This window comes from Aestuariivivens insulae (genome assembly GCF_022662195.1).
GTDB lineage: Bacteria > Bacteroidota > Bacteroidia > Flavobacteriales > Flavobacteriaceae > Aestuariivivens > Aestuariivivens insulae.
The window spans coordinates 209,913-227,944 of sequence record NZ_JAKMCS010000006.1 but is presented as its reverse complement, the minus strand read 5'-3'; the positions used below and the strand labels follow the sequence as shown (position 1 = coordinate 227,944).

The window sequence follows — 18,032 nt, the reverse complement described above, 5'->3', positions numbered from 1 at the left end:
GTTAATCTTCTACGCCTTGTCTTATTTTAGAGCCTGGTTTATTTAATACCCGTGTTAACTTGGTTCTATCGTAAACCGAATTTTCGAAATTCTGTCCCCATTTAATGGCATCTGTTGGGCATACATCAATACACAAACCACACATGGTGCATAAACTTAAATGGTAAACAAACTGGTCTATTTTCTTTTTCTTCTTGCCCGAGTGCTCATCAATACCCCTATCCCAAATAATCTCAATTGATCCATTAGGGCAGGCAATCTCACATTTTTGGCAACCAGTACAAGCATGTTCGTTATTTTCGTCATGGGGCATAATCACTTCACCACGAAAACGCTCAAACATTTTTAAAGTGGCTCTATTATCTGGATACTGCTGGGTTATAGCGCCTTTTCTGGAGTTTAAAAAATACTTCCCAGTAACACTCATACCCCTTAGCAGTGTTTTTATTCCATGGTATATGTTTGAAAAATAACCCATAATCTAAATCTGAATGATTAATTTTTGCCAAACTATAAATGCCATAATAACGATATTAGCCAAGTTTATAGGCAATAAGTATTTCCACTCCAAGGTTAGCAATTGATCGACTCTTAACCTGGGGAACGTCCATCGAAACCACATCATTAAAAACACCAACACCATAGCTTTGGCCAAAAACCAGAACACCCCTAAAATAGGAATGGATTCCGTAATCCCGAACGGCGATAGCCAAGCACCAAAAAATACGGTAGTAGCAATGGCAGCAATGATAAACATGTTTATAAATTCGGCCAAGAAAAAGTAGGCGAACTTCATGCCTGAGTATTCTGTATGAAATCCTGCGCCAAGCTCCGATTCGGCCTCGACCATATCAAAAGGGGCCCGATTGGTCTCTGCTGTGCCTGCAATCATAAAAATCATAAAGGCAATAATAGCCGGAATATGACCTTGGACAATTAACCAGCCATTTTTCTGGACTTCCACTATTTCCGAAAGTTGTAATGAACCTGTTAGCAATATCATGGTTAACAACGACAACCCAACGGAAAGCTCGTAACTTATGGTTTGCACCCCACTACGCATAGCTCCAATCAATGCAAACTTATTATTGCTGGCCCACCCGCCTAATAAGATGCCTATAACGCCAATGGACGAAATGGCTATTAAAAAGAAAATACCAATATTAATATCGAATGCTTGAAATGCTTTGGTAAAAGGTATTAAACCCAATGCCATTAAAGCGGAGATAATCACAAAATAAGGGGCCAAATTATACAGGAATTTATCTGCCCGTTCTGTTCCGGTCAATTCTTTTGATACTAACTTTAAAGCATCTGCCATGGTTTGCAAAAGGCCCTGAAAGCCAACCCGGTTAGGCCCAATACGCAATTGAAACCACGCGGCTACCCGACGTTCAATAAGCACTAGAAACAGTCCAGCCACAGAGAAAATGCCCAAATAAATTAAAGCAATAATAACCATGCCCACTATTTGTGCTGTTGCCTCTGGCATCATGCCACTAAGCCAATCTTGGATAGACCTTGTAATGCCCGATGACCGGAGACCGATGACCGAAGCATGAATGTCGGTAATTGAAAAACAATATTGAATGATTAATCTAAACATTACATCATAGTTTATTTCTAAATGCAATCATCATATTCATTAAATGAAATGATTCATCATAAAAGTTATCAAATTCCTTTTCATTGATATAATTTCTTCTCTTTGTTTTATGTAAACACGTTACTACTTAAGCTAACGAACGAATAGCATACCCTAAAAACTTCTTTTGCTCCAGATTTGATTGTCCAATAGCTCCTTCAGATATATTTAAAGCAATCGAATCTGATGCTCTCCTAATTTGTGATGATAAGTTAAAGAGTTCCTTTTTTGGAAAACTATCGGTTAGCTTATCTATTTCTTCACCAAAATCCATAGCCTTATTCCATATTTTTAACTTTTCAAACTTAAATCTACCGTTATGCATAAATAAATTTTAAACTCCGGTCATCGGTCACCTGTCATCTACCACCGATCATCTATCTATATCAGGAATCACCAAATCCAATGTTGCCATGGTAGCCACTAAATCCCCTATTTTTCCTCCAACAGCAATATGGTTTAATGCCGATAAATTTGAAAATCCTGGCGACCTAAACTTCAATCTATATGGGTTTTTTGTTCCTGTACTTATAATGTAAACCCCCAATTCTCCTCGTGCGGTTTCCACTTTTTGATAAAACTCACCTTTGGGCAATTTAATCACGGCATTTGTTGCAACACGATGTTCTCCTTCCGGGATATTATCGATTAACTGTTCTATAATTGATAACGACTCCCATAACTCTTGGATCCTTACCTGATACCTCGCAAAAGTATCACCTTCGGTCTGTAAGGCTTCGTTAAAAGTTACTCGATCCAAAGCACTATAGGGATGGTATTTCCTAACATCGCAAGAGTAACCAGAACCTCTAGCCACTGGTCCTGATACCCCAAAAGAAATGGCATCTTCTTTGGACAAAACCCCTACGCCTTTGGTCCTTTTTTGAAAAATAATATTACCCGTTAAAAGCTGATCATACTCTGGAATCTTTGTTTTGAAATGTGCCACGAACTTTTTAACCCGATTGATAAAATTTGGGTGAATATCCCACATTAGCCCACCGGGCACATTATAGTTCATCGTTAATCTAGCACCACAGGTTTCTTCAAAAATATCATTGATCATTTCACGATCCCTAAAACCATAAAAAAAGGTGCTCAATGCGCCTACATCCATTCCCATAACACCCCACCACAGGCAATGCGACGCAATTCTGGTAAGCTCACCTATTATGGTCCTTATCACCTTAACACGTTCTGGGATTTCAAGCTGTAAGGCATTTTCAACAGTTAAACAAACGGCCTCGTTGTTGATATGCGATGACAAATAATCCATACGATCTGTTAAATGCACAATTTGCTGATAACTATCGCGTTCGCACATTTTTTCTATGGATCGGTGGATATAGCCCAAATCTGGCTCTACCTTTTTTATAATTTCACCATCAATAGTTAACAAAAGACGTAACACCCCATGGGTTGCAGGGTGTTGAGGTCCCATATTGATGAAATACTCTTCAGATTTGAAATTATTATTTAAGGTTTCGGTTTCCATGTTTTAAGCTTCAAGTCATCATATTTATTTTATCACCATGTTAATCTCGTCTTCATAATCTTTTCTAAGTGGATAACCATCCCACTCTTCAGTTAAAAAAAGGCGTTTTAAATTGGGATGGTTTTTGAATTTGATTCCGAAAAAATCGAACACTTCCCGTTCGTGAAACTCGGCAGTTCGCCAAATATCGCAAACTGAATTGAGCATAGGATTCTCTCTATCGGCAGTATTTACCTTTACCACAACACTATGGCGGTATTTGGTGGATTCTAAATGATACACCACCCCTAATGCTTCACCCCAATCTACACCTGTTAAACAAAACAAGTAATCAAAAGATGTTGCTTCATTGGTTTTTAGCTTAAGCATAAGATCATGAAAGTGTTCTGGATTCACAACAATGTTTAAAAACTGGGAACCTTCCTCACTAAACTGCAATAAACTTGAAGGCACCGGTTCCTCTACTTTTGACGGATCGGTTTCCCCATCTCCTTCTTCTTCTACGGTCGTTTTAGAAACGTCCTTAGCCATATCGGCCTCCGGATTGGGAAACCAACTGCCTATTAACTCTTGTAGTGCCTCGTTAGTCATTATACATCTTTTTTATAGTAGCCTTCATCAAAACCGTCAATCGGGTTCTTTTTTTGCTTCCTATTTTCTGTTCTTATTTTTTCCTGTAGCATAATCATCCCTTCAAGTAAAGCTTCTGGTCTTGGTGGACACCCGGGCACATAAACATCTACGGGAATAACATGATCTGCTCCTTTTACGACCGAATAAGTGTTGTAAAAAAATGGACCGCCAGAAATGGCACAGGCTCCCATGGCTATAACATATCTGGGCTCTGCCATTTGATCGTACAAACGGCGTAATACAGGTGCCATTTTATTCACTATGGTCCCTGCTATGATAATTAAATCGGCTTGTCGGGGTGAAGGTCTTGCAACTTCAAAACCAAATCTGGAGTAATCGTGCCGTGCTGCTCCTGTTTGCATCATTTCTATAGCGCAGCAACTAGTTCCAAAATATAAAGACCACAAGGAATTGGAGCGTCCCCAATTAATAATTTTGTCTAAAGACGTGACCACAATATTAGCTCCGTTTCCTGCCGGAATCACCTTCCCGGGAAAATCCTCTGGTATTTTATATGTATTGTCTACTCCCATTTTAACGCGCCTTTCTTCCATGCATAAAGTAGTCCTAACCCCAATATGAATAGAAATATTAATATCTCTATAAAAGCTATGCCTCCAAAATCACCAAATACTACAGTCCAAGGTACCAAAAAAGCCACTTCTACATCGAATATCAAGAATAATATGGCAAACAAATAGTATCCTACTTTAAACTGTACCCAAGTGGGGCCTATGGTTTTCATACCACTTTCGTATGGGTCCCTTTTTTGCTGACTGTCTGATTTTGGTGAAATTAAATCCGATAAGAAATTAGCACCAGCAACCAAAACGACCCCTGCAATTAAAAATACGATGATAGCTTCTGAACCCATAATTTAATAATTAAAATACTTGATAGATATCTCCTGAAAAGAACAAATCATCGGCTTTAACAAATTTAGAATCGGTCTTTACTTGCTGTGTCTGCTCTTGTTCTCTTTCTTCAAAGGTCTTTTCTTCAAAACTTCTTATAATACCCGTAACCAAAGGATACCTAAGTCTCACAAGCATTTGATGCAATGTTGGATCTTCAGTCTTGGAATCATGGACCAAGATATCTTCTTCAGTTATACCATTTTCTCCAATGGTCACCACTTCCAATTTTAAACCATTTAACACCAAACCTTTATCTTTTTCTTTTCCAAAAATCATTGGCTCTCCATGCGCTACAAACAATTGCCTGTCTTCCCTAACGGCTCTATTGGTAAATTCATCGTAAGCGCCATCATTAAATATTGGGCAATTTTGCAACACTTCTATTAAGGATGTGCCTTTAAATTTTTCTGATTCAATAAAAATTTGCGACATATCCTTTGGCACATTACCTCCAATGCGTGCAAAAAACCGAGCATTGGCGCCAAGTGCCAATTCCCCCGCCGAAAATGGCGGTTGGGTATTACCATAAGGTGAAGACTTGGTTTTCTGTCCTACTAGGGATGTTGGTGAAAACTGTCCTTTGGTAAGCCCATATATTTCATTATTAAACAATATAACATTTAAATTGACATTTCGCCTTAAAAGATGAATAAAATGGTTTCCGCCTATCGCCATGGAATCGCCATCTCCCGTAATAACCCAAACACTTAAATCGGGATTGGCCAATTTCACACCAGTCGCAATAGCTGGAGCCCTACCATGAATACTGTGCATCCCATAGGTATTCATATAATAGGGGAATCTTGAAGAGCACCCTATACCTGAGATGAACACCACATTTTCCCGTTTTACACCTATTTCAGGAAGCGCCTTTTGTACAGCCCTTAAAATAACATAGTCGTCACAACCTGGGCACCATCTTACTTCTTGATCACTTTCAAAATCTTTGTATGTATATTTTTCTACTGTTGTCTCCATCTTATTCTAATAATTGTTTGAATTTTTCAATCAACTCACCATTACTAAATGGGAGTCCTTGTATTTTATTAAACTGCACAATATCCAATCCATTAAAATTCATTTTTAGGACTTTGGCGAATTGGCCAGTATTCAATTCACACACTACAACTTTTTTGAATTGTCTTAATATCTTTTCGGTATTCTTGGGCAATGGATTTATATAATTAAAATGTGCATAACCTATATTTCTATTACCTTCTTCATTCATTTGCTTAACCGCCGAATGCAATGACCCATAGGTTCCTCCCCAGCCTATCACCAATAAATCACCTTTATTAGCAAACTCAGTTGACAGTTCTGGGATATAATCTTGAACGCGTTTAATTTTTTCGGCTCTTATTTTGGTCATGTATTCATGGTTCTCTGGAGCGTAGGACACATTACCACTCACTCTATCTTTTTCTAGACCACCAACCCTGTGTTCAAACCCTGGAATTCCAGGAATTGCCCAATTTCTGGCCAAAGTCTTTTCATCTCTATCATAAGGATGCCAATTTTCAACAACATCTTTAACCTTATTATTTTTTATTTCCGGCATATCGTTTACCGATTTGATCTTCCACGGTGCAGATCCATTGGCGATATAGCCATCGCTTAATAAAAGCACGGGTGTCATATGCTCCAGTGTAAGTTTTGCGGCTTCATAAGCAAAATCGAAGCAGTTGGCCGGTGTACTTGCCGCTATCACTATTAATGGGCTTTCGCCATTTCTACCGTACAATGCCTGTAGCAAATCGGATTGTTCTGTTTTGGTAGGCAATCCAGTTGAAGGCCCTCCACGCTGTACATTCACCACAACCAAAGGCAACTCCAACATCATGGCCAATCCAATGGCTTCACCTTTTAATGCCAAACCAGGGCCCGAAGTTGTTGTTATGGCCAAATCACCAGCAAACGAAGCGCCTATAGCGGAGGTAACACCAGCAATTTCATCTTCGGCTTGAAGCGATTTTACTCCAAAGTGCCTGTGTTTTACTAACTCGTGTAAAATATCTGATGCGGGAGTAATTGGATAAGATCCTAAAAACAACTCTAGGCCCGATTTTTCAGCAGCTGCCAAAAAGCCCCAAGCCGTAGCTGTATTACCCATAATAATTCTATAGGTCCCCGCTTCCATTTTAGCTGGGGAAATGGTATAGGCATTAGGGATAAGCTCTAAAGTTTCGGCAAAATAATAACCCGTATTTAAAACTTTGGTATTGGCCTCAATAATTTCTGGCCTCGATTTAAATTTCTTATTAAAAAACGCTATGGTATGATCCAATGAACGATCGTACATCCAGTATACCATACCTAAGGCAAACATATTTTTTGTACGTGTGATGCTCTTATTATCCAAACCACTTATATCTTTTAAAGCTTCTTTAGTCAAAGAGGTCATCGCCACTTCAATAATGCGATAATTTGCCAAACTCCCATCTTCTAATGGATTGGTTTCATATTGTGCCTTTTCCAGGTTCTTTTTCGTAAACGCATCGGTATCGACAATAATGGTATGCCCAGGTTTAACCGCATGTAAATTGGTCTTTAAGCCCGCAGGGTTCATCGCCACCAATAGATCTACCTCATCGCCTGGTGTACTAATTTCAACACTACCTATATGCACTTGAAAACCCGAAACCCCATACAAACTCCCTTGAGGTGCCCTTATTTCAGCAGGATAATTTGGAAATGTGGCAATATCGTTACCAAACATAGCCGAAGTATCAGAAAACTGAGTCCCTGTTAATTGCATACCATCTCCAGAATCTCCAACAAATCTAATGATGACTGCCTCTAAAGTTTCTGGTTGATTTTTTACCATAGGTGTTCTCATACCATTATTATAATTAAAAAATTTAGCTAAATTTACCTAATATTAGTAAATTTATGTATTCAAGTTCTAAAAATAATTTAACTTTTTAACAAGAAAGATGACTTTTATCACGTTAATTTTTTAATTGAAATTTTATTTTTACAATCATTTACTATAATAAAAACGAAATATTATGGCCATTATAATAACAGACGAGTGCATTAATTGTGATGCTTGCATTTCAGAATGCCCCAACAACGCAATATATGAACCAGACCAAGAGTGGTCTTATTCTGATGAAACCGCTTTAAGTGGAACAGTAGCTTTACCTAACGGGGGTGAAGTTGATGCTGATGCCGAAAACGACCCTATTTCTGATGAGTTTTATTTTATAGTACCAGACAAATGTACCGAGTGCAAAGGGTTTCATGACGAGCCACAATGTGCTTCGGTCTGCCCCGTTGACTGCTGTGTTCCCGATGAAGACCATGTGGAGTCTGAAGAAGAATTACTTGCCAAAAAAGCTTGGCTACATGCTGAATAACAGTATTTAGCTCCTTATATTTAAAAAGAAAACCGTGTTAATCAATTAAAAGGCACATTCTAACGCTTGTTAGATGTGTCTTTTTTTTATCTATCCCCTTTACTATTTAAACATTAAATAAAAATTCTCTTCCTTAAAAAGGAGGAGTGAATTCATCCCAATTTAATGGGATGAAGGCGAGGGGGTTTACAGGGAGCATTTCGACTGCGCTCAATGTGACCAAATGATTTCCTTTTAGACACCATAGTTTTTTATAAAAAATCTACCTTCTCTTTGTACACCTCTATATTATATAAAACAAATCCCTTCACTTTAAGGCTTTCTCACAGAAAAGCCCAAAACTCTTAACCCAACACCTGTTTGTTATAGTCTACCAGCACAAAGTTTATAGCATATCACCCCTTTTAACATCACCATATTTAAAAGATTGACAATCTACAATTTACAACTGACATATGTCATAGTATTTAATTCATTTAGTGCTTAACTTTCCTCCTCTTATTCAATAAAGTATACTATTATGGAAGCAAAAATTAAAAAGCTCATCTGCGATGCTAATGAAGCTGTAGCTAGAGTTGCCCACAAAACTAATGAGGTTTGTGCCATTTACCCTATTACACCTGCATCACCAATGGGAGAACACGTAGATGTTTTTAGTGCCAATGGTGAAAAGAATATTTGGGGAAATATTCCTAGAATTGTTGAAATGCAAAGTGAAGGGGGCGCCTCGGGAGCAGTTCATGGATCCTTACAAGGTGGTGCACTTACTACTACTTTTACAGCTTCCCAAGGGCTTTTATTAATGATTCCTAATATGTATAAAATTGCCGGCGAATTATTACCTGCTGTTATACACGTGGCCGCAAGAACGGTAGCAACCCATGCCCTATCTATTTTTGGTGACCATTCAGACGTTATGGCTACACGCCAAACTGGATTTGCCATGTTATTTGGCGGTTCTGTTCAAGAAGCTCATGACTTGGCTCTAATTGCACAAGTAGCTACTTTAAGAACCAGAATCCCTTTCTTAAATATTTTTGACGGCTTTAGAACATCGCACGAAATATCGAAAATTGATGCCATTTCAGACAACACCATCAAAGCCATGATGCCCGAAGACGAAATCTTAAAGCACAAGAAACGCGCCCTAGACCCAGACCATCCTGTAGTTAGGGGCACCTCACAAAATCCAGATGTATTCTTCCAAGCCAGAGAAGCAACCAATACACATTATAAAAAAGTTCCCAGTGTTGTTCAAAATACTATGGATGAATTCTACAAGCACACTGGAAGACAATACAGCCTCTTTTATTATATAGGACACCCCGAAGCCGAAAAAATTGTTGTCATTATGGGTTCAGGACAGGGCCCTGCTATCGAGACTGTTAATGCCTTATCCAAAAATGGCAAAAAGGTTGGAGCTATAATTGTTAGATTGTTCAGGCCATTCTCTATTAATCACTTTGTAGAAGCCATACCCCATACGGTTAAAAAAGTAGCTGTATTGGACAGAACAAAAGAACCCGGAAGCATAGGCGAACCATTATACCAAGATGTGGTTACCGCCTTTACCGAAAGTGATCGGGATATGCCACTGGTTGTTGGTGGCCGTTATGGCCTATCCTCTAAAGAATTCGATCCAGCCATGGTTAAGGCTGTTTTCGATAATTTAGACCTAGAAAAACCCAAAAATCACTTTACCGTTGGTATAAATGATGATGTTTCATACACTAGCTTAGATATAGGAACTCCTTTCAAAACAACTAAAAATACCTTTAACTGTATGTTCTTCGGACTAGGCTCAGACGGTACCGTAGGAGCCAACAAAAACTCCATAAAAATTATTGGAGAAACTACAGATAATTACGTTCAAGGTTATTTTGTTTACGACTCTAAAAAAGCAGGAGCACAAACGGTTTCACACTTACGCTTTGGCCCAGAACCCATACACTCAACCTACCTTATCCATAAAGCTGATTTCGTAGCCTGCCATCAGTTTAACTTTATTGAAAAATACGACATCCTTAATCATATTAAAAAAGGAGGGACATTTTTATTAAATGCACCTTACGACAAGGATGCTATTTGGGACAAACTTCCCAAAATCATGCAAGAGGAAATTATAAAAAACGACATAGACTTCTATGTTATTGATGCCTCCAAAGTAGCCCATAATACGAATTTAGGCAAACGCACGAATACCATTCTACAAACCTGTTTTTTTGCTATTTCTGGCGTATTGCCTAAGAAAGAGGCCATCCAAAAAATTAAGGATGCCATTGTAAAGTCTTATTCCAAAAAAGGTGACAAGATTGTACAAATGAACTTTAATGCGGTAGATCAATCTTTAGAAAATCTCCAAAAAGTAGATTACCCAAAACAAATTACCAGTAACGAGACTTTAAAATCCATGATGACTGGTACTGATGATCCATTCGTTAAAGAAGTATTAGGCAAAATTTTAGCTGGTAAAGGCGACGAACTCCCCGTAAGCGCATTCCCTATAGATGGTACCTTCCCAACAGGAACAACACAATACGAAAAGCGTGGCATAGCAGATTTCATACCTATTTGGGATGACGAAGCCCTGTGTACACAATGCAACAAGTGTGTTGCCATTTGTCCGCATGCTGCCATTAGGGCTAAAGTGGTTTCCAATACCGAGTTAGCACAAGCCCCTGCATCGTTAAAGTCTGTCCCAGCCAAAGGAAGGCCTTTTGATAAGGAAACAGAGTCTTACGTGTTACAAGTATCGCCGCAAGATTGTACGGGCTGTGACCTTTGTGTATCATTCTGTCCAGCAGTAAGCAAAGAAGATCCAAACTTTAAGGCAATAAACATGCATAAAAAATTGGATACTGAAACCAAGGAAGGCATGAATTGGGATTACTTTATTAATCTACCGGATTACAATAGAAGCGAATTACAGATTACTAACCTTAAAGGCTCCCAATTCCTAGAACCCTTATTTGAATTTTCAGGAGCTTGCTCTGGTTGTGGCGAAACACCTTATATAAAACTGTTGACACAACTTTATGGCGACAGCATTTTAATAGCTAATGCTACTGGCTGCTCTTCTATTTATGGCGGCAATTTACCTACCACACCTTACAAAACCAATGCCTTTGGCAGAGGACCAGCTTGGGCTAATTCATTATTTGAAGATAATGCCGAGTTTGGTCTAGGCATGAAACTGGCACTTTCCAAAAAACAGGAAATCGCCACTCAATTTCTGAAAGACCTAGAAAAAGAAGTTGGAACCGAATTAACCCGTGCCATACTCGATAACCCGGAACACAACGAAGCTGAAAAAACAGAAAACTTTAAAAATCTGGAAATACTCAAAGATAAATTAGCCACAATAAATTCTCCCGAAGCCAAAAAACTATTGCAACTCACCGAATACTTACGTAAGAAATCGGTTTGGATCCTTGGCGGAGATGGTTGGGCCTATGATATTGGTTATGGCGGTATAGATCATGTTTTGGCTTCTGGCGAAAACATAAACATTTTGGTTTTGGATACCGAAGTATATTCCAATACCGGAGGGCAAACCTCTAAAGCTACGCCTTTAGGAGCTAGTGCCAAATTCTCTGTTTCTGGCAAACGTACCTGTAAGAAAAATTTAGCCTTACAAGCGGTTTCTTATGAAAACGTATATGTAGCCCAAGTAGCCATTGGTGCTAAGGACCTTCATACTCTTAGAGCTATTGAGGAAGCAGAAGCTTACCCAGGTCCATCACTAATTATAGCTTATTCGCACTGTGGCGAGCATGGCTACGACCTTAAAGACGGTGCTTTCCAACAAGAAAAAGCCGTAGAAAGTGGTTATTGGGCGTTGTTTAGATTTGACCCATCTAAACCTAAAGGCAAAAAATTCAAGCTAGACTCCAAGCAACCTAGCATACCTATTAAAGAGTTTATGTATAACGAAACACGGTTTTCAAGGGTCGCTAAAGACAATCCGCAATTAGGGGCAACCCTTCTTAAACAAGCACAGGAAGAAGTAGAAACAAAATGGGAACGTTTAGAACTCTATAGAGGTTTATAACACAAGTCTACTTCTGTTACAACTATTGATATGGTTGCCCCCGAACATTATATAATGTTCGGGGGCAACCAAAAACTAAAATTTAAAATTTAATGTCATGAAAAATGAAGCCAACGCCTTATTCGACAGAGCTTTTCAAAGCTTAAACAAAGCAAATAAAGAATTATATAGACCCGAAGAGGATATTGTACCTTATTCTGTTTGCAAAAACTCGCAATTTGCCATTATGAATTTTTTAAAAGGCTATTTGTACAAAAATGGCATAGACACTACGCCTTTCATAACAATAAATCAGTTGTTAAAAGAATGTAAAAAGGTAAATAAAGATTTCGAGAAATTGGATTTTTCCGATTTGAATTGTACACACCACGAAATCGACTCCAAGTATTGTACAGAAGTTTCCAAAGTTAATACCTGCTTTGCAACAGCAAATAACTTATATGCTTTTTTAAAAGAGGTGAAATTAATAACCAATTAAGATTTTAACATCAATAATCAAATCCTAATAACTATTAATTACTACTTGTTACACTTATAGGTCAAACAATCGTGGTAAAAACAGGGATATTTCAGGAATAAAGGTTATCAACAACAATACAATGACCATAATTATTAAAAAAGGAATCAACGGTTTTATAACTTGAGTAACCGATATATTGGCAATACCACTTCCTACAAAGAGAATAGTTCCAACAGGAGGCGTACACAAACCAATGCAGAGATTAAGTACCATTACAATTCCAAAGTGCACAGGCTCCATCCCCAATGCTACTACAACTGGCAAGAAAATTGGGGTAAATATTAGCACTGCTGGGGTCATGTCCATAAAAGTTCCCACTACCAATAACACTATATTTATTACTAAAAATATGGCAAACTTGTTACTAAACTGACTTAATAGGAAGTTACTCATTAATTCTGGTATGCTTTCAAAAGAAAACAACCAGGACATGGCCATAGAGGTGCATATTAAAAACATAACCACCGCCGTAGTTTTGGCACTTGTAAGCAAAATATCCGGAAAATCTTTAGTGCTCACATCACCATAAATCAATGCTAAAACGGCGGCATACAAAACAGCAATAACAGACGCTTCGGTAGCTGTAAAAATTCCGGCCACTATTCCTCCTACAACCACTACCAGCAGCAATAAACTAAATAAGGCCTTACTAAAATACCCCCAAACTTCAGAAAAACTGGCTCGTGTTCCCTTTACAAAATCTCTTTTTATGGCAACAAACGCAACATAGCCCATTAGCGCAAGGCCTAATAAAATTCCCGGCAAATATCCCGCAATAAACAATGCCGCAACCGATGCCGAGCCGCCACTTGCCAGAGCGAAAACAATTAAAATATTACTCGGCGGTATCAATAAGCCTGTTGTTGAAGAGGTGATGTTTACCGATGCGCTAAAAGATCTTGGCAAACCTTCTTCCTCCATTCTATCGGTCATAATACTTCCTATGGCAGAAGTCGCTGCCAGCGCCGACCCTGAAATGGCTCCAAACAACATAGAGGCTAATATATTCACATAAGCCAAACCACCTGGCAGACTTGACACCAGCGATTTTGCAAAATTTATAAGTCTGTTAGCTATCCCACCGCGTTTCATTATCTCACCAGCCAACACAAAAAACGGAATGGCCAGCAATGCAAAGCTATCAATCCCAGTCGTCATGCGTTGTGCAATGGTAGTTAACCCCGGCAATCGATCTATATTTAACAATAGGCTAATAGTGGTTGAAATCCCAATACTATAAGCTACTGGCACCTTTAGCAGCAGTAGTACAAAAAAGCTTAAAAACAGAACTAATATACTTATAACTTCAATGCTCATAATTAATCGACTAGTTGGTTCGTATAAATTTTTGACATGTGATATATTGAAAAACACATAATTAGAAATCCGCTAAAGGGCAAAACAGCATAAACATAGCCCAAGGGCACCTGTAAAGTTCCTGAAAGTTGGTCGAGGTGCAATGTAATATACACCAGGTTAATGCCTCCTCCTAACATAACAATTGCAGCAAATAAAAAAATGAGCACTTCAACAATGAGCAGTACTTTCTTTCTATTTTTTTCTGAAAGCTTTTGATATACAAAATCCATTGACAAATGCGCTCGCTTTGCATTTAAATAAGCAGCTCCAAGAATGGACAGCCAAATTAGGGAAAACCTTGCCAACTCTTCAGTCCACGAAAATGAAGCCTTTAGAATATAGCGTGAAAAAACCTGCCACAATACATCTACCACCAAAAGACCAAAAATACCAATCAGGAAAACTTCGATTAGGCGATTTATCTTATTGAATAACGAATCTATTTGCTTCATAGTTATTGTGCTTTTATTTGATGTACTAGATCTGCCATATCGGGGTATTCCTTTTCGAAGGTTTCCAAAACAGATTTCGATTGTTCGGCAAACAATGATTTATCGGGAATAATGATTTCAACACCATTATCTTTTGCTTTTTGCATGGATTCGGCAACAGATTCATTCCAATATTGTTTCTGTGCCTCTGAAGATTCTGCCGCTGCCGCTTCCACCCATTGCTTTTCTTCATCTGATAATTTATCCCAATATTTCGTCCCCATAATGAGTACATCTGGCACCGCCGAATGCTGATCTAGAGTATAGTATTTACTTACTTCATAATGATTGGAAGACACAAAAGAAGGCGGATTGTTTTCCGCCCCATCAACAACACCTTGTTGTATAGCCGTATATAACTCGCCATAGGCTAATGGTGTCGCCGATCCTCCCAAGGCATTAACCATATTAATGGCCATTTGATTGTTCATTACCCGTATCTTTAATCCCTTTAAATCCTCGGGGGTTCGTATGGCTTTATCCTTGGTATAAAAACTCCGGCTCCCTGCATCGTAATAACACAAGCCCCGTAACCAGAATTTACTTCCTTTTTCCAAGATCGACTTTCCTATTGGCCCTTCCAACACACCAAACTGATGTGCTTTATCCCGAAATAAATAGGGAATGCCTAGCACATTATATTCCGGCACAAAATTAGACAAGGTCGCAGCACTTACTTTAGTAATGGCCACACTTCCTATTTGTAGCAACTCCAGCACTTCCCGTTCGGATCCTAATTGACCATCTGGAAAAATCTTAACTTTCAGTTTTCCATCCGACTTCTTGTGCAGTGCTTCCTGAAACTTTAAAATACCTTTATGAACAGGGTGTGTTTGTGGTAAACTATGGGCCAAATACATCATTTTTGTTCCCGATTCCTTTTTACAGGACCAAAGGCCAAATAAGAGAACTGTTATAATTAGTGCTTTATATCGTATCATACTAATTGAATTCAAAATAGTTTACCGCATTATTGTAACAAATATCCTGTATCATTTTTCCTAAAAATACCATATCATTTGGCACTAACCTTTTGTTTATATCTTCAGCAATCAAATTACATAATATACGCCTGAAATACTCGTGTCTTGGGAAGGACAGAAAGCTTCGGCTATCGGTTAACATCCCTACAAATCTGCTTAATAGACCCATATTGGACAAAGTGTTTAATTGCTTTTCGATCCCGTCTTTCTGGTCTAAAAACCACCAACCGGAGCCCCATTGCATTTTTCCAGGCACACCGCCTTCACTAAAATTCCCCATCATGGTTGCAAAGACTTCATTTTGTGATGGATTTAAATTATAGGTAACAGTTTTTGCCAATTGGTCTGTAGCATCCAACGCATTGAACAACCTGGACATTGCTGTGGCCCAAGGGTAGTCTGCAATAGAATCGCATCCAACATCGGCTCCAACCTGTTCTTTCAATCGACTATTATTATCTCTTAAAGCTCCCAAATGGTATTGTTGCACCCAATTTCTTTTGTGGTATTGCTTTCCTAAGTGCAACAACAAATAACTTCTATATTTATTAACTTCAGTATTAGATAATGTTACTCCCTTTAAAAACTTATCAAAAACAGCGGTAACTTCGCCCTCTGTTGCTTCAATAAAATCAATAGCATCCCCAATTCCATAATCACTCAATCGACAACCATGGTCATGAAAATAAGCTATCCGGCTATCAATGGCTTTTAATAAATCTGAAAGACTATCTATGGAAAATGCCACGCAGGCTTCCAGCTTTTTTAAATAGCTTACATATCTAGACTGGCCAATAAAAAACAATTCATCGGGACGGAATGTAGGCAACACTTTTGTAAAAAAATTGCCTTTAGCTATTTGTTTGTGATATTCTAATGTATCGGATGGATCATCTGTAGTACAGACCAATTCAACATTCATATCTTTCAATAATTGCGCTGGTGTTTTGGATGCCAAAACTGCATTTGCCTTTTCATAAATTTCCTTAGCGGTATCCAATTGTAAAATAGCATCGATACCGAAGTAGCGCTTCAATTCTAACTGTGTCCAATGGAACAAAGGATTTCGAAGCGTATAAGGCACCGTTTCTGCCCATTTTAGGAATTTCTCGTCCAAAGATGCCGGTCCGGTAATAAAGGTTTCTTCAACACCATTCGCTCTCATAGCCCGCCATTTATAATGATCGCCAGCCAACCAAGCCTTAGTGATATTGCCTATAGGTTTATCTTCTGCAATTTCCTTAGCCGATAAATGGTTATGGTAATCTATAATAGGCATATCCTTAGCATACTGGTGATATAACACCTCGGCCTCCTTGGATTGCAACAAAAAATTATCAGTTATAAAAGCGTTTGAATTTATTTGGGCCATTTATTGTTATTTATGGTTCTTTTTAGTTTTGGGCTACAGATCTAAACTCCTTTTAATTCCCAATGCCAATCCGCGTATTTCTGCAAGACCGCGTAATCTTCCTATAGCGGAGTAACCGGGTATGGTATCCTTTTTCAAATCGTCAAGCATTTGATGTCCATGATCCGGTCGCATTGGTAATGACACACCTCTGCGTTTTTCTAGTTTTAGAACCGCTTTGACAATATCATACATATCGGATGAACCTTCCAAATGGTTATCTTCATAAAAACTTCCATCACTTTCGCGCTTTACGTTACGTAAATGCAGAAAATGGATTCGATCTCCAAATTTCTCAATCATAGCAGGAAGGTCATTTTCTGGATTGGCCCCTAATGAGCCCGTACAAAATGTGATGCCGTTGGAAGGGCTATCAATAAAATTCACCAAATCCTCTAAGTCCTTTTCCGATTTTATAATCCTGGGCAAGCCCATAATATCGAAAGGTGGATCATCTGGATGAATGGCCATTTTAACGCCATGTGCTTCGGCCACTGGTATTACCTGATTTAAAAAGTAAGATAAATTTGCTTTTAAATCTTGATGCGTAACACCATCGTATTGCGCGATCATTTCTTTAAATTCTGGAATCGTAAGATCGTCTACTGTACCTGGCAAGCCTTTTAACACGCCATCTTCCAGTCGCTGTTTTTCCTCTGGCGTCATTTTGGAAAACCGTTCTTCTGCTTTTTTTAGAACTTCTTCGGAATATGCTTCCTCACTTCCATTTAATGCTATAATATGACATTCAAAAACAGCCATATCTACCTTATCAAAACGCAAAGCTGTACTCCCATCCTCCAACTCCCAAAACAGATGCGTTCTGGTCCAATCCAGCACAGGCATAAAATTATAACACACATGCTTAATACCACATTGGGCTACATTGATGATACTTTGCTTATAGTTTTCAATACGTTGTAAATAATCTCCCTTTCTTAGTTTTATGCTTTCATGAATGGGAATACTTTCAATAAAAGACCATTCTAACCCCGCATCCTCTACAGCACGTTTCACCTTTAAGATTTCATCTATTTCCCAGATCTCACCATTTTGTATATGATGTAATGCAGTTACCACACCTGTTGTTCCTGCTTGTTTGATATCAGATAAACTTACGGTATCCTTTACACCATACCACCTAAAAGTCTCTTTCATTCTTTTTCAA

General features: G+C 38.5%; 17 protein-coding genes. 3 read left to right on the top strand and 14 right to left on the bottom strand.

What is annotated here, in order from left to right; all coding sequences use genetic code 11:
- Position 1: 1 nt before the first annotated feature.
- The 9 genes from MR062_RS09765 to MR062_RS09725 all read right to left on the bottom strand — a co-directional run bounded on the left by MR062_RS09765 (position 2) and on the right by MR062_RS09725 (position 7,526).
- Positions 2 to 478, bottom strand: a complete 477-nt coding sequence (locus tag MR062_RS09765) for a 4Fe-4S binding protein (protein ID WP_242203973.1) — start codon at positions 476 to 478, stop codon at positions 2 to 4.
- 3 nt (positions 479 to 481) lie between these two features.
- A complete protein-coding gene (nuoH, locus tag MR062_RS09760) occupies positions 482 to 1,606 on the bottom strand; it encodes an NADH-quinone oxidoreductase subunit NuoH (RefSeq protein WP_242203972.1) in 1,125 nt (374 codons plus the stop codon).
- 127 nt (positions 1,607 to 1,733) lie between these two features.
- The gene (locus MR062_RS09755) at positions 1,734 to 1,970 is read right to left on the bottom strand and encodes a four helix bundle protein (protein ID WP_242203971.1); all 237 of its coding nucleotides are present in this window, start codon (positions 1,968 to 1,970) and stop codon (positions 1,734 to 1,736) included.
- 48 nt (positions 1,971 to 2,018) lie between these two features.
- Positions 2,019 to 3,140 (bottom strand): NADH-quinone oxidoreductase subunit D, encoded by a 1,122-nt coding sequence (locus tag MR062_RS09750; RefSeq protein WP_242203970.1) that lies wholly within the window; start codon positions 3,138 to 3,140, stop codon positions 2,019 to 2,021.
- Positions 3,141 to 3,164: 24 nt separating this feature from the next.
- On the bottom strand, positions 3,165 to 3,731 hold the full coding sequence (locus MR062_RS09745) for an NADH-quinone oxidoreductase subunit C (protein ID WP_242203969.1): 567 nt from the start codon (positions 3,729 to 3,731) through the stop codon (positions 3,165 to 3,167).
- The gene (locus tag MR062_RS09740; RefSeq protein WP_242203968.1) at positions 3,731 to 4,327 is read right to left on the bottom strand and encodes an NADH-quinone oxidoreductase subunit B; all 597 of its coding nucleotides are present in this window, start codon (positions 4,325 to 4,327) and stop codon (positions 3,731 to 3,733) included. Before MR062_RS09740 ends, MR062_RS09745 begins: the two co-directional genes overlap by 1 nt.
- Positions 4,297 to 4,647: an NADH-quinone oxidoreductase subunit A gene (locus MR062_RS09735; protein WP_242203967.1), complete on the bottom strand. Its 351-nt coding sequence runs from the start codon at positions 4,645 to 4,647 to the stop codon at positions 4,297 to 4,299. Before MR062_RS09735 ends, MR062_RS09740 begins: the two co-directional genes overlap by 31 nt.
- Before the next feature lie 10 nt (positions 4,648 to 4,657).
- Positions 4,658 to 5,668 carry a 2-oxoacid:ferredoxin oxidoreductase subunit beta gene (locus tag MR062_RS09730; RefSeq protein WP_242203966.1) on the bottom strand — a complete coding sequence of 337 codons (1,011 nt, stop codon included), beginning with the start codon at positions 5,666 to 5,668 and terminating at the stop codon, positions 4,658 to 4,660.
- A 1-nt stretch (position 5,669) separates the two neighbouring features.
- On the bottom strand, positions 5,670 to 7,526 hold the full coding sequence (locus MR062_RS09725) for a 2-oxoacid:acceptor oxidoreductase subunit alpha (protein WP_242203965.1): 1,857 nt from the start codon (positions 7,524 to 7,526) through the stop codon (positions 5,670 to 5,672).
- A 172-nt stretch (positions 7,527 to 7,698) separates the two neighbouring features.
- Here MR062_RS09725 and MR062_RS09720 point away from each other — a divergent pair, with 172 nt between their 5' ends.
- From MR062_RS09720 to MR062_RS09710, 3 genes are all read left to right on the top strand, one after another.
- On the top strand, positions 7,699 to 8,049 hold the full coding sequence (locus MR062_RS09720; RefSeq protein WP_242203964.1) for a 4Fe-4S dicluster domain-containing protein: 351 nt from the start codon (positions 7,699 to 7,701) through the stop codon (positions 8,047 to 8,049).
- A gap of 520 nt (positions 8,050 to 8,569) precedes the next feature.
- Positions 8,570 to 12,100, top strand: a complete 3,531-nt coding sequence (gene nifJ, locus MR062_RS09715; RefSeq protein WP_242203963.1) for a pyruvate:ferredoxin (flavodoxin) oxidoreductase — start codon at positions 8,570 to 8,572, stop codon at positions 12,098 to 12,100.
- A gap of 97 nt (positions 12,101 to 12,197) precedes the next feature.
- Positions 12,198 to 12,578: a HEPN domain-containing protein gene (locus tag MR062_RS09710; RefSeq protein ID WP_242203962.1), complete on the top strand. Its 381-nt coding sequence runs from the start codon at positions 12,198 to 12,200 to the stop codon at positions 12,576 to 12,578.
- A 54-nt stretch (positions 12,579 to 12,632) separates the two neighbouring features.
- Here the strand turns inward: MR062_RS09710 and MR062_RS09705 are convergent, their stop codons facing one another.
- From MR062_RS09705 to uxuA, 5 genes are read right to left on the bottom strand one after another with little or no spacing between them, the layout of a single operon-like run.
- Entirely contained in the window at positions 12,633 to 13,937 is a 1,305-nt protein-coding gene (locus MR062_RS09705; RefSeq protein WP_242203961.1) for a TRAP transporter large permease, read from the bottom strand.
- 2 nt (positions 13,938 to 13,939) lie between these two features.
- Positions 13,940 to 14,431, bottom strand: coding sequence for a TRAP transporter small permease (locus tag MR062_RS09700; RefSeq protein WP_242203960.1), 492 nt, complete (start codon positions 14,429 to 14,431; stop codon positions 13,940 to 13,942).
- Positions 14,432 to 14,433: 2 nt separating this feature from the next.
- Positions 14,434 to 15,411 (bottom strand): TRAP transporter substrate-binding protein, encoded by a 978-nt coding sequence (locus tag MR062_RS09695; protein ID WP_242203959.1) that lies wholly within the window; start codon positions 15,409 to 15,411, stop codon positions 14,434 to 14,436.
- A gap of 1 nt (position 15,412) precedes the next feature.
- On the bottom strand, positions 15,413 to 16,825 hold the full coding sequence (gene uxaC / locus MR062_RS09690) for a glucuronate isomerase (protein ID WP_242203958.1): 1,413 nt from the start codon (positions 16,823 to 16,825) through the stop codon (positions 15,413 to 15,415).
- Between the two features lie 33 nt (positions 16,826 to 16,858).
- Positions 16,859 to 18,022: a mannonate dehydratase gene (uxuA, locus tag MR062_RS09685; RefSeq protein ID WP_242203957.1), complete on the bottom strand. Its 1,164-nt coding sequence runs from the start codon at positions 18,020 to 18,022 to the stop codon at positions 16,859 to 16,861.
- Between the last annotated feature and the right edge of the window lie 10 nt (positions 18,023 to 18,032).